Genomic DNA, 13,980 nt, shown 5'->3' on the forward strand with positions numbered 1-13,980 from the left:
GCATGGTACAGACGGTAGTTGGGGCTGACCCGGTGTTCTGGTCACCGAAAAGGGAGAATCACGGGATGGTCGGGAAGAAGGTGTTCGGGAAGACGGCGGTCGAGAGCATGAGGGCCGCGAACGCGAGGGCGTGGTTCATGAGGAGGACGCCGTTCCTCTGGCTGGCGGTCTCGGCGCTGTCGTGCGTGGGGCTGTGCCTCACGTGGTTCTGGGGAGCGTGGTCCGGCGGCCTGGACGTGGCGGAGACCTGCACGCTCCTGAGAGGCCAGAAGTACGACGACACCTACCGCGCGGAGCATTGGCGCGAGCCGTCGCAGTTCTTTCCACTCCACAACAAGTGCAACGCCTCGTACGACCTCGTGCCGTTCTGGGTCAACCCCGTGCTGGTCCTGCTGGCGTTCCTCGTCGTGGGCTGCCTGATCGCCGCCGCCCTGAGGACGATCGCCTACTTCCGCCCGGCTACCACCGCCCCACCGGCTGCCTGACCCGGCCGCGCCGAGCCGTCCGCGTAGGGCCCGGCCGCCAGACCCCGCAGCCGACGCTCGGGCCGGATGCTTCTCGTGCAGCAGGTACCAGGCGAACGACCAGTGTCCCAGCCTGATCATCCATGCCCCTCCCAGACCGGTCCGCCTGCCGTCCGAGTCGGCACGGGCGGCGGGGCGGATGAGAACCGCGAAGAGGGGAGCGGAGAACAGCTATTAGCGTCGTGGTGGACGGCACCGCACGGCAGCTCTCGACTTGATCCCCGAGCGATCGTTTCCGGCCGAAAGCACTACCGGGAGGCGGCGCGGCGCGCGGGACATCCGTCGGGTGAGAACGACGCCGATACGACGGCCAACGGTCGCCGACTCGACCGTTCGGCCTTTCGCGTAGGGAAGCCGCACGGTCGACGAACGCCACGATCCAGCCGATCACGCTGCCCGAGGGCGACTGCGCAAGGTGATAAATCCTTGACGCAAGGTGAGAGGGAGGTTTGAATTCGCTTACTTTTTTGAACGATCTTGTAACTCTGGGGGCGGGGTTCTGTGCGTTTCGCACGGGGTGGGTCAGGCGCGGGCAGACGTCGTAGACGCGGTAGACGCGGGGCAACGGGAGCGACGACGGCCGCTCTGGCCGTCCTGCTGGGTATGTTGGCGCTGCCCGCCCAGGAGGCTGTGGCCTCCTCGCCGGAGGCGGATCCAACAGCTCTGACCGAAGGGCAGCAGGCCTTGGCCGAGGCCGAGGATTCCGGCCGGCGCGTCGAGGTGGTGGGGGAGCGGACGGACCGGACCACGGTCTACGCCAACCCCGACGGTTTCACCTTCACGCTGGAGCAGTCTGTCGTCCCCGTACGGGTGGCCAAACCGGACGGTGGCTGGCAGGCGCCGGACGCCACTCTCGAGAAGCGTTCCGATGGCTCGGTCGGACCCAAGGCCGCCGCTGTTTCCATCGCCTTCTCGGCGGGAGGCGACAAGGCGCCGCTGGCCCGCATCGAGGAGCAGGGCAACTCGCTGGAACTCCGGTGGCCGGGCAAGCTGGCCGCACCGAAACTGGACGGTCCCAGCGCCGTGTACGCCGACGTCCTTCCGGGTGTCGACCTTCAGGTGACCGCGACCCCCGAGAGTTTCCAGCCCGTGTTCGTGGTGAAGACACCGGACGCCGCAGCGAACGAGGAACTGAAGAAGCTCACCTTCGGGCTCAAGGCCCAGGGACTGGACGTCCGCGAGGGGGCGGCAGGCAACCTCGCAGCCGTCGACGGCAGCGGTCGTACGGTCTTCAAGGCGCCGCCGGCGCGGATGTGGGACTCGGCGGGCGGGAAGCCGCAGACCTCCGAGGCCACGCCGGGAGCTGCCGGGGCGCAGACACAGCTGATGCGGGCGCAGGCGCTTACCGAGGAGCCGGTCGCACCGGTCGTGACCTCGGACCCCGCCGAAGTGGCGCCGTCCGGCTCCGGTCTGGAACCCGGCCAGGGCGACAAGGTCACCAAGATGGACGTCGCCGTCACCAAGGACACCCTGTCGGTCGTGCCGGACACGGCGATGCTCACCAAGTCCCAGGCCTCCGCCTTCCCGCTGTTCATCGACCCGACCGTGACCTGGGGCGAGTCCGAGCGGACCTTGCTGCGCAGCGACGGCTACGAGTCGTACGGCTGGGGCAACGGCGACGACGACCAGGGCAAGGGCGCGGGCAAGTGCGGTACCTGGAGCGGCTATTACTGCGGCCCGGGTTACGTGCAGAAGCTGTACTTCGAGTTCTCCCCGGCGAGCCTGAAGGGCAAGAAGGTCCTCGACGCCACCTTCCGGGTGACCGAGCCGTGGGCGTTCCAGTGCGACCCGCGCTGGGTGGACCTCGTCCGTACGAACAACATCTCCTCCGCCACCACCTGGTCCTCACGGCCGGCTGAGCTGGACCTGATGGTCGACCGGAACGTCTCGGCCGGCCGTGGTTCGCTGTGCGACCCGGACGCCCCGGACGCCCCGATCGAGTTCAACGACAGCGCGGACGAAACGAACGAGAACCTCACCTCCACGGTGTCGAACTTCGCGGCGGGTCAGTTCTCCCGGCTGACGCTGGAGATCAAGGCGCACGACGAGTCCGACCCGTCGGCGTGGAAGCGGTTCAAGAACGACGCCGTGCTCGCGGTGAAGTTCGTGGCGGTGCCCGCCCTTCCGACGGAGGTCGGTCTGGTCACCGGTACCGGCTACGTCTGCTCCACCAACGCGGCCGACCCTGCCATCGTGTCCGACCCGACCCCGCTCGTCCAGGGAAAGCCGCTTACCGCGCCCGGCGGTTCGGTGGGAGCGAGTCTGCGCATCCGGTGGCGGGTCGAGAAGTCCAGCGGCACGGCATGGGTCCTGGCCACTCCTGACGTCGACGGCCCGACCTCGGGTTACGTCGCGAACCAGGTCAAGCAGTCCCGCAGCCTGGCGACCCTCCAGGAGGGCGTGCTGTACCGGCTGAAGGCGTTGACCATGTCCTACTACGACGACGGCAGCAACCGGCAGAACACCGGTTATACGACGCCGTGTTACTTCAAGGTGGATCCGACGGCTCCCAAGGCGCCGCAGATCGCCGTGGGCACGCCGTACACGGTGTGCACCGCCAATGACTGCACGGCCCATGGCGGGCCCGCGGTCAAGGGCACGTTCACGTTCAAGCCGGCCACGGATGACACGAACATCGTGGGCTACCAGTACCGGCTGTCTGCCAGAGCCGAGTGGACGACCGGGCCGACCGTCCCGACCGGGTCCGTCGTCGTCACGCCCACCAAGGAAGGGCTGAACCGGCTGTACGTGAGAGCCAAGGACAACGTCGGTCGCTACGGTGCGGAGTCCCTCGTCGACTTCGTGGTCGCCGACGCCGAGAAGCCGGTCGGACAGTGGAACTTCACCGAGACGGACGGCGTGGCGGTGGATGCCGCGACGTGGGACGGCGCGGACAACGCGACGCTGGCCGGTGGAGCGGTACGTGACCACCGTGGCCGTCGTGGACTGATCACGCACGACGCAGCCGGCGCGGCGTTGGAGACACCGGTGACAGACAAGGGCCTGGTTCTCGACGGCAGCACGGGGTACGCGGCGACATCCGCGACAGTGCTGGACACCTCCGCCTCCTACACCGTCTCGGCCTGGGTGCGCGTCGACCCCGCTGCTTCACGCACACTCACGGTGCTCAGCCAGGCGCCGGACAGCGCCGCCCCCTTCACGAAGAAGTACATCCCCTTCGGGCTGTCGTACGCCGCAGACGGCGCCAATACGTGGAGCCTCAGCGTGATGGGCACCGACGGCACTGTGCGCAAGTCGAGTGCCCCGAAGCCCTCGCCGCGCGGCGTGTGGACGCACGTGGTCGGAGTGCACGACGCGCAGGCTCAGAAGATCAGTCTCTACCTCAATGGGGTGCTGCAGAGCACCGCCGACTCCGGTACGGCGTACAAGGGGTCGGGACCGCTGCAGATCGGCCGGGGCATCTGGGCCGACACCTACACCGACTACTTCAACGGCAGCGTCGACGAGCCCAGGACGTGGCAGCGGGCCCTCTCGGCAGAGGAGGTTGCGGAGGAAGCCAGAACGCTGACCTCGAAGGCGTACGCCGGAGTGGAACTGGTCGCCGACTGGTCGGCGGATCGAGGTTCCGGCACCACGATTGCCGATACCACCTCCGGTTACGGCAGGTCACTGACTCTGGGTGCTGGTGCGTCGCTGGACGGTGAGTCGATTCTGCTGGACGGCGTGGACGACGCGGCCACCGCCTCCGGGCCGGTCGTGGACGACACGGGCTCGTTCACCGTCACCGCGCTGGCAACGCTGGACAGCGCCAAGCTGCTGAGCAAGGACGTGGGCTATACCGGCCAGGCGGTCGGCCAGAAGGCTGCTGACGGATCCGCTTGGGGCTTCTGGTTCGAGCTCACCGACAAGGTGACCGTGTTGGACCCGGAGACCGCGGAGGAGAAGACGGTCCCCGTGGGTTTCTGGCACTTCGGCCGGCTCGACGCGCAGGGCGCCTTCAGCGCCGTGACCTCCGAGAAAGAGGCGCTGCTGGACTCCATGGTCCGCATGACCGGTGTCTTCAATGCACAGGACGGCACGATCAGCCTCTACCTGGGAGCCGTCCAGAACGGCGACGACAAGGCGTTCACCGCCAAGGCCGGCTCGGGTGAGTTCGCGGTGGGCAAGGGCTTCACCGGCAGTGCATGGCAGCACTACCTGCCCGGACGGATTGCGGAGGTCCGTCTGTGGGCGGGTGCGATGACCGGCTCCGATCAGGTCGAAGAGACCGTGGGCGACTGACGGCAGAGGTGAGGGCTGCCCCGAGGGGCGCCCTCACCCACAGGTGCACGCAGGCCCGTCGGCGCGGCGACCTGCTGATTCTTCTCCGAACCGGACCGGGTGGGACGAAACACATGAAGCTTGGCAGGGGCACCTCAATGCGAGAGGGTGACATGACACGGCATCGAGCCGTTCGGCTCTTGGTGCAATCGCTGGCACTGGCGCTCATCGTGCCCCTGGGTGCGGCCCAAGTGGCGCAGGCCACCGAGTCGTCGGGTCTGGGGCGCCCCGACGTGCCCAAGTCGCGGGTGAGCAAGGTGGAGGCGTTCCGGGGCCCGGGCGCGAAGGAGGCCCGGGCGCAGGTCGCGCGGGACAGGAAGACCAACAAGGGACAGTCCGACGCGGCCCGCGCCCAGCAGTCGGCGGCCTGGCCGGCAAAGGGTGCGGCGACGCTCGGCCTGGCGGGTGGCAGAACAACCGGCGTCGAGCCCGGCGGCCTGCCGGTCACCATCACTCCGCCCAAGGGTGGCGCAGCCGCGGTGAGCGGGGAAGGGCGCGTCACAGTCCTGGACCAGAAGGCAGCCCGCGCGGCAGGCGTCACCGGCGTGCTCCTCACCATGGCCGCGGACAGCGCCGGCAGCGCCGAAGTCAGCGTCGGCTACGGCGGCTTCGCCTCCGCCGTCGGCGGCGGCTGGTCGCAGCGCCTGCGCCTGGTGCAGCTTCCCGGGTGCGCGCTGACGACGCCGGAGAAGAAGGAGTGCCGCACTCAGCGTTTTCTGATCTCGGACAACGACTTCGCCCACCAGTCGGTGTCGGCGAAGGTGAGCATCGCGGGAGACGCGGACGGCCCGTCGACCCAACTCCTGAAGACCGCTACCAGCGCCGCCCCCGCCACCACCGTGCTGGCCGTCACCGCCGCGGCAGCAGGCTCGGGGGAGTCCCCCAAGGGCACCGGAAACTACTCGGCCACCCCGTTGTCGGCGTCCTCGTCATGGGAGGCGGGCGGCAGTTCGGGCTCGTTCACCTGGTCCTACGACTTCTCGCTGCCCCCGGCGGCGGCCGGCCCGCAGCCGCCGCTGTCACTCTCGTACGATTCGGGCAGCGTGGACGGCCGTACCGCCACCTCCAACAACCAGGGCACCTCGGTCGGTGAGGGATTCGGGCTCACCGAGTCCTACATCGAGCGGTCCTACGGTTCGTGTGACGACGACGGACACGACGACGTCTTCGACCTCTGCTGGAAGTACGACAACGCCCGCGTGGTGCTCAACGGCAGAGCCTCGCGGCTGGTCAAGGTCGACGACGCCCAGTGGCGGCTCGAGAACGACGACGCGTCGAAGGTGACGCGCTCGACGGGCGCGGACAACGGCGACGACAACGGCGAGTACTGGACCGTGGTCAGCGGTGACGGCACGAAGTACGTGTTCGGCCTGGACAAGCTGGACGGCGCGGACACCCAGCGCACCAACTCCGTGGCGACCGTGCCGGTCTTCGGCGACGACTCCGGGGAGCCCGGCTACTCCGGGGGCGACGCGTTCGGCGACCGCGCGCTCACCCAGGCCTGGCGGTGGAACCTCGACTACGTCGAGGACACCCGAGCCAACGCGGCCACCTACTGGTACACGAAGGAATCGAACTACTACAAGAAGAACAAGTCCGAGACCGCGAACGCCTCCTACACACGCGGCGGCTATCTGAGTCGGATCGAGTACGGCCTGCGCAAGGGCGCGCTGTTCACCGACAAGGCGGACGCCAAGGTCACTTTCGGTTACGCCGAGCGCTGCACCGCGTCGGACTGCTCGAGCCTGACCAAGGACACCTCGGACAATTGGCCGGACGTCCCGTTCGACGCGATCTGCTCCAAGGACGACGACGAGTGCAACGCGGCCGGCCCGGCCTTCTTCTCCCGTAAGCGTCTGACCGGGATCGACACCTTCTCCTACAACGCCACCAGCACCGCGTACGACCCGGTCGACTCCTGGGACCTGACCGAGGAGTACCTGGACGGTGGGGACATCGGTGACAGCTCCGACCAGGTCCTGACGCTGAAGTCCCTCAAGAGGACGGCGAGGGCCGGCGACACCGCCGTCGCCCTCGATCCCGTCGCGTTCACCTACCAGATGCGTCCCAACCGCGTCGACGCGACGGACGACATCCTGCCCCTGACCCGCCCGCGCATCTCCACCGTCACCTCCGAGACCGGTGCGATCACCAGAGTCACCCTGTCCGGCGAGGAATGCGTGCGCAGCCAGGTGCTGAGTGCGGCGCCCGACTCCAACACCCGTTCGTGCTACCCCCAGTTCTGGCACGTCAACGGCGCTGAGAACGCCTCGATCGACTGGTTCCACAAGTACCGCGTGCTTGCCGTGACTGCCTCGGACCCCACCGCCGCCAATGAGGCGGTCGAGCACGCCTACTCGTACAGCGGTGCGGCTTGGGCCTACGGCGACGACCCGTTCGTGAAGAAGGAAGAGCGCACCTGGTCCGAGTGGCGTGGATACGCGCAGGTCACGGCGTGGACGGGCGCGACGGACGTGACGCGCTCCCGCACGGTCTCCCTCTATCTCCAGGGCATGCACGGCGACCGAAAGGGCGACGGCACCACCAAATCCGTCTCCGTGGCTCCCCTGGCGACACCGGCCCTCGGCGCGGCGTCGATCACCGACAAGAGCGAATACGCGGGGCGGTTGCGCGAACAGGTCGTCTACGACCGTTCCACAGCCGTCTCGGCCACGGTCGAGGACCCGTGGTCGCAGGAGACCGCCCGGCAGACCCCACCCGGAGCCGGGGACCACGTCGCCCGCTACGTACGCACGGAAAAGGCGCACGGGTACACCTACCTGACGGCGTCGCAGACCTGGCGCGAACGTCTCACGAGCACGTCGTTCGACAGCTATGGCATGCCGATCACCGTCGACGACTCCGGCCAGGTGGGCAAGGCGTCGGACGAGACCTGCACGCGCACCTGGTACGCCCGCAACGCAGACCTCGGCATCATCAGCCCGGTCTCCCGCACCCGTACCGTCGCCCGTACCTGCGCGACGGCGGACGCCTCGATGACCCTGCCCGCGTCCGTGGATCCGGCCAAGCCGGCGCGAGGCGATGTGATCGCGGACGTCAGCACGGTCTACGACACCGCGAACGCCACAGCGTGGTCGGCGACGCAGAAGCCCACCAAGGGCCTGGCGACGTGGACCGGCCGCGCCACCGGCTACGCGCCCACCGCCGACACCAACGGCGACCGGCTGCCGAGCGGCTGGCAGAAGATCTCCACCACGACGTACGACACACTCGGGCGCCCCCTGAGCGTCAGTGACGCGACCACGAACGCCCCCACCTCCCTCGCGTACACCCCCGTCGACGCAGGGCCGCTGACCAAGACCATCACCACCGACCCCAAGACGTACAAGACGGTCAGCTTCCTGGACCCTCGCCGCGGCCAGCCGTTGCGCATCTACGACGTCAACAGCAAGAAGACCGAGCTGAGCTACGACGCCCTTGGCCGCATCACCCAGGTGTGGCTTCCCAACAGGATCAGCGGCAGCCAGGCCCCCAACCAGAAGTTCGCCTACCACCTGGACAACGCCAAGGCCTCGTGGGTCTCGTCCTCGTCGTTGAAAAAGGACGGCGAGACCTACAACACCAGCTACACGCTGTACGACGCGCTGCTCAGGCCCCTCCAGACCCAGTCACCGTCGCCGCTGGGCGGCCGGCTGCTGACGGACACGCGGTACGACACGCGCGGTCTCGCGTACGAGACGTACGCCGGCATCTTCGACAACACCAGCACGCCCAATGGCACGTACACCCGCGCCGAGTACGGCGAGGCGCCCCAGCAGACGGGGACGGTGTTCGACGGAGCCGGCCGCGCCACCGTCTCCAGCCTGTACGTCTTCGGAGTCAAGAAGTGGTCCACGACGACCGGCTACACCGGCGACTCCGTGGCGACGACGGCACTCGAAGGCGGCTCGGCCCAGCGGACGATCACGGACGTACGAGGCTGGACGACAGAGACACGGCAGTACGCGAGCACGAGCCCGGCCGACACGGCCTTCGGCACCACGCCCGGAGCCCCCTACACCTCCACGAAGCTGACCTACGGCCTGGACGGCCAACAGGAGACGCTCACGGGCCCCGACGGCGCCAAGTGGTCGTACGGCTATGACCTGTTCGGCCGCCAAGCCGTCGCAGTCGACCCTGACAAGGGGACCACCACCACCGAGTACGACGTCCTCGACCGCCCGGTCAAGTCCACGGACTCACGCGGCAAGTCGGTGCTGACCGGTTACGACGAGCTGGGCCGCGTCACCGGTACCTGGGAAAGCTCCAAGGCGGACGCCAACCTGCTCACCGGCTTCACCTACGACGCGCCCCTCAAGGGCCTGCCGACTTCCTCCACCCGATACGTGGGCGGCAAGTCGGGCGCGGCGTACACGCAGACCGTCACCGCGTACGACGACCTGGGCCGTGCCACCGCCACCCAGCTGGACCTGCCGCAGAGCGACCCGTTCGTGAAGGCGGGTTCCCCCGCCACGCTGGCGTACGAGACGTACTACAACATCGACGGCACCCTCAAGCAGACGAAGGACCCCGCACTCGGAGGACTGCCGGCCGAGCGCGTCGACTACGACTACGACGCGGTGGGTGACCTGACCTCGATAGCCGGGGCCACCGGCTACCTGCTGGACGTGGACTACTCGGCTCTCGCACAACCTCAGCTCCTGACGCTGGGCACGGGCGGCACCGGAAACAAGAGCGTCTACGTCGCCAACGACTTCGAGGAGGGCACCGGTCGCCAGACCCGCAGCCATGTGACGGACCAGACTCACGGCTACATGCTGCAGGACCTCAACTACACCTATGACCAGACCGGCAATGTCACCGCGATCAGCGATCCGACCCTTCTGGGCGGAAGCAGCTCGGCCGACACGCAGTGCTTCGCCTACGACGCCCATCAGCGCCTGACCGAGGCGTGGACGCCCGCTTCGCAGAAGTGCTCCGACACCCGGAGCGCGTCGAGTCTGTCCGGCCCGGCCCCGTACTGGTCGAGCTACGAGTACAACACCGCCGGCCAGCGGACCGGTGAGACGGTCCACAAGAGCAGCGGCGACACGAAGACGACCTACTGCTACACCAGCACCGCACAGCCGCACACCTTGACCGGCACCACGACCAAGGCCGACTGCAAGGCCCCGGAGCGCGTCTACGACTACGACAAGGCCGGCAACAGCTGGCACCGCCCGGGAGCTCGCGCAACCCAGACCCTCGACTGGTCGGCCGAGGGCAAGCTGAGCAAGCTCACGGAGAACGGGACGTCGACCGACTACCTGTACTCCGCCGACGGCAACCTGCTGGTCCGTAACACGGGGAGCGGCGAGCGCGTTCTCTACGCCGGCTCCACCGAACTGCACCTTCGCGCCAACGGCAGCATGTGGGCGCAGCGTTACTACGCAGCCGGTGACGTCACAGCAGCCGTCCGAACCAACCAGTCGGGCACCAACAAGCTCAGTTACCTGACGGGCGACCACCACAACACCTCATCCCTGTCCCTCAACCCGGATGCCGCCCAGACCTTCACCAAGCGCTACATGACGCCGTTCGGGAACGACCGCGGCGCACCGCTCTACGGTCCCTGGCCTGATGACAAGGGTTTCCTCGGAAAGACAAGGGACACGACCACTGGCTTGACCCACGTCGGGGCCCGCGAATACGACCCGGGCATCGGCCAGTTCATCAGCGTCGACCCCATCTTGGCAGCTGACCAGCCACAGTCCCTCAACGGCTACAGCTATGCCAACAACAACCCGGTCACGGGCAGTGATCCGACCGGGCTCTGGTGCGACAGCTGCAACAACGGTGCCGGCTGGACCCGTCCCGACGGAGGCACGACAGGCGATCCGGACGGGGGGAAAAACTCAGACGGCACTGTACGCGGAACACCGAACGGCGGCAGTGGCGGCAGCGGCACAGCTTCCACAAGCGGTACCACGAGTACCACGCCAACAGCCGCGGAACAGTATCGCTGTAACTTCCTCGGATGCGAGGCGCGCGAAAACCCGGCTAGGTACTGTCAGCACAACCCCGTGTTCTGCAAGATAACTTCCTATGGTCCCGCCTTTGAGCAGATAGCTAAGAAGTCATGGGAAGCAGAGAAGGATGTTCTTGGGATTGGGGCCTTTGAGGACTGCAAAAATGGCGACGCCATGGCATGCGTGGAGCTCGCGAAGGACGCCATATTCGCCGCCAAGCTGAAGTTGTTCGAGCAGGCGATCGCGAACGGGGTAATGCGTCTCGCCGATTGCAAGTGTTTCCTGGCGGGCACAAAGGTCCTCATGGCCGACGGGGCGACCAAGGAAATCGAAGATGTGCGGGTCGGTGACATGGTTCTCGCCACTGACCCCAGGACGGGCAAATCGAGCACCCGTAAAGTCACTCGCCTTATAGCTACAGAAGATGACAAGTACTTCAATAAGCTATCTATAGCGACTGAAAAGGGTACTAAAACCCTTATTGCAACTCATGGGCATCCGTTCTGGTCGCCTTCGGAGGGCGACTGGGTCGAGGCTGGAGACCTCGCCGCTGGCATGACCCTGCTCAGTGACGACGGCAGTCGTGTGGAGGTCACAGCCAACCACCCCTTTGTTGAGCGCGCTCGCACTTACAACCTCACGGTCGACGACCTTCACACGTACTATGTGCTGGCGGGCGAGACTCCGGTCCTGGTTCACAACAGTGGATGTGACGTCGCGTTGGGGCCGGGCGGGGGTTCTGCTGACGCCCTGGAGGGCTTCACTTCGACCAAGCCGGAGACTGAGTTTGTCTTTGATTCGGGCTCGGGAAGATTTCTGGCGGGAGACCGTGAGCGTATTCCTGGAGGCCTCAGCCCGCACGAACAGCTGGCTGAAAAGGCGGGCATGGATAAAGGGACGGTCCTGGGTGGCACGCTCTTCCGGGACAATGGGCGCCTTGTTTTCACGGAAAACAGTGGCCACTATGGCCACAGATGGACAGACTCCACGCGTCAGCAGTTCCAGAAGTTCATGACTGAGCAAGGGATTGACTTCGATTACAGGCCATGGGGTTGAGATGACCAGCTGGAATCCGGTGGTATATCGAGGGGACGGGGCATGGATCGGAATCATGCCAGACGGCCTGATCGGGGTCGGAGTGGAGTCAGAAGGGAGGGCTTCTCTGGCTAGCTCCGGGTTCGTTCCCATGTGGCCTTACCTCGAACGTGATCTTTCCGGAGCTTTGGTTGAATTTTCCAATTCCTGGCTGGATCTCGGCCGGGGAGGGATTTCGACTCCTGAGAGACTCATTGAGCTGACAGTCGAGTCGGCGTGGAAGTCTGGTCGTTCGTATTGGATGCAGCTAGCCGCTCCATGGGTAATTGAAATGGCTCATCGAAAGGAGTTTGATCGAGGAGTCGTTCTGGAACTTCTCCTTGATATGTCGGTATCTGAGATATTGCCACCGGATGTGCGAGAAGAAGCGAGGCGTGCGAGCGGGTAGGCGGGGCGTGGGGACAGCTCATCAAAATTCACCGCGAGGCTTATGAAGGGTGGATTTGGTGACCGTCAGGCCTTCGCCACCGGAGTTGGAGACCGTTGGATCCTGGGGATTTCGCGGGCGCGGAAGTTCTGGCTGTCTGCCAGGAGATGGCGCCGGCGAGCGGTGAGGTCACCTTCGCCGGTGGTGTGGATCTACGCCTCGATGGGCCGTTCATCCTCACTGAAGGTTCGCTCGCAGCAGCGGATGAACAGATCTTCGTCCAGCAACTGGACGTGCTGATCGGCGCCACCGTTCTCTCTGCCGTCGGAGTCGGCAGCGGTGTTCGGGACGGGGCAGACCGCGTCGCCTCCCCCGTCCCTGCCCGGTCGCTCCGATTCCCTCCGCCCGGCTACACCCGCTGAATGATCGTTCCCGTAGCCAGTGCGCCGCCCGCGCACATGGTGATCAGGGCGAACTCCTTGTCCGTTCGTTCCAGTTCGTGCAGGGCCGTCGTGATGAGGCGGGCGCCCGTCGCGCCGACCGGGTGGCCCAGGGCGATCGCGCCGCCGTTGACGTTGACCTTGGACAGGTCCGTCCCGAAGACCTTGGTCCAGCTCAACACCACGGATGCGAAGGCCTCGTTGATCTCGACGAGGTCGATGTCCTTCAGTGACATGCCCGCCTTGCCGAGGACGGCACGGGTCGCGTCGATGGGGCCGTCCAGGTGGAAGTGCGGGTCCGCGCCCACCAGCGCCTGGGCGACGATCCTCGCCCTCGGCTTCAGCTTCAGGGCGCGGGCCATCCGTTTCGAGGCCCACATGATCGCCGCCGCGCCGTCGCTGATCTGGGACGAGTTGCCGGCCGTGTGGATCGCCGTGGGCATGACCGGCTTCAGGCGGGAGAGGGCCTCGGGGGAGGTGTCCCGCAGGCCCTCGTCGCGGTCGACCAGGCGCCACATGCCCTGGCCCGACGCCTGCTCGTCCTCCGTAGTGGGGACCTGGACGGCGAACGTCTCGCGCTTGAAGCGTTCCTCCGACCAGGCCGTCGCCGCACGGTCCTGGGAGAGCAGGCCCAGGGCGTCCACGTCGGCGCGGCCGAGGCCCCGGTGGCGCGCGATGCGTTCCGCCGCCTCGAACTGGTTCGGCAGGTCGACGTTCCACTCCTCGGGGAACGGCTTCCCGGGGCCGTGCTTGGAGCCCGAGCCGAGGGGGACGCGGGACATCGCCTCGACGCCGCAGGAGATGCCGACGTCGATCACGCCCGCCGCGATCATGTTGGCTGTCATGTGCGAGGCCTGCTGGGAGGAGCCGCACTGGCAGTCGACCGTCGTCGCGGCTGTCTCGTAGGGGAGGCCCATGGTCAGCCAGGCGGTGCGTGCAGGGTTCATGGACTGTTCGCCGGCGTGGGTCACCGTGCCGCCGACTATCTGTTCCACGGCGTCGGCGGGGATGCCGGTGCGGCCGAGGAGTTCGCGGTAGGTCTCGCCCAGGAGGTAGGCGGGGTGCAGGTTGGCGAGCGCGCCGCCGCGCTTGCCGATGGGGGTGCGGACTGCTTCCACGATCACGGGTTCGGCGGCCATGGGTGCGGATCCCTTCGGAACTAGTACGTGTTCTAGTTCTGCTGGGTGCAGTCTGCTTACGTGATGTGCGTCACCGCAAGGGTCTTGCAGCCTCGAGGGTCCTGAACTACCTTCACGGCAGTCTATTTCTGATGAACCGTCAGATCGCGTAAGCCAGATGGCTGG

General features: G+C 66.8%; 5 protein-coding genes. 4 read left to right on the top strand and 1 reads right to left on the bottom strand.

The features are described 5' to 3' along the window. The first annotated feature begins 65 nt into the window (after positions 1-65). The 4 genes from OHS71_RS28740 (at position 66) to OHS71_RS28755 (ending at position 12,658) form a co-directional block, all read left to right on the top strand. Entirely contained in the window at positions 66-485 is a 420-nt protein-coding gene (locus OHS71_RS28740; protein ID WP_328482217.1) for a hypothetical protein, read from the top strand. A gap of 642 nt (positions 486-1,127) precedes the next feature. Beyond that, positions 1,128-4,766 (top strand): LamG domain-containing protein, encoded by a 3,639-nt coding sequence (locus OHS71_RS28745; RefSeq protein WP_328482218.1) that lies wholly within the window; start codon positions 1,128-1,130, stop codon positions 4,764-4,766. 137 nt (positions 4,767-4,903) lie between these two features. Next, the gene (locus OHS71_RS28750; protein WP_443047079.1) at positions 4,904-11,830 is read left to right on the top strand and encodes a polymorphic toxin-type HINT domain-containing protein; all 6,927 of its coding nucleotides are present in this window, start codon (positions 4,904-4,906) and stop codon (positions 11,828-11,830) included. Between the two features lie 522 nt (positions 11,831-12,352). After that, on the top strand, positions 12,353-12,658 hold the full coding sequence (locus OHS71_RS28755; protein WP_328482220.1) for a hypothetical protein: 306 nt from the start codon (positions 12,353-12,355) through the stop codon (positions 12,656-12,658). On the opposite strand, the gene OHS71_RS28760 is transcribed toward OHS71_RS28755, so the two are convergent. Then, positions 12,646-13,815, bottom strand: a complete 1,170-nt coding sequence (locus OHS71_RS28760; RefSeq protein ID WP_328482221.1) for a steroid 3-ketoacyl-CoA thiolase — start codon at positions 13,813-13,815, stop codon at positions 12,646-12,648. The two genes, OHS71_RS28755 and OHS71_RS28760, sit on opposite strands and share 13 nt — an antisense overlap. Positions 13,816-13,980: the final 165 nt, after the last annotated feature.

The organism is Streptomyces sp. NBC_00377 (genome assembly GCF_036075115.1).
Lineage (GTDB): Bacteria > Actinomycetota > Actinomycetes > Streptomycetales > Streptomycetaceae > Streptomyces.

Coding starts and splice junctions, on each gene's coding strand:
- OHS71_RS28745 (WP_328482218.1), top strand. CDS start 1,128: ATGTTGGCGCTGCCCGCCCAGGAGGCTGTGGCCTCCTCGCCGGAGGCG.
- OHS71_RS28740 (WP_328482217.1), top strand. CDS start 66: ATGGTCGGGAAGAAGGTGTTCGGGAAGACGGCGGTCGAGAGCATGAGG.
- OHS71_RS28760 (WP_328482221.1), bottom strand. CDS start 13,815: ATGGCCGCCGAACCCGTGATCGTGGAAGCAGTCCGCACCCCCATCGGC.
- OHS71_RS28750 (WP_443047079.1), top strand. CDS start 4,904: ATGCGAGAGGGTGACATGACACGGCATCGAGCCGTTCGGCTCTTGGTG.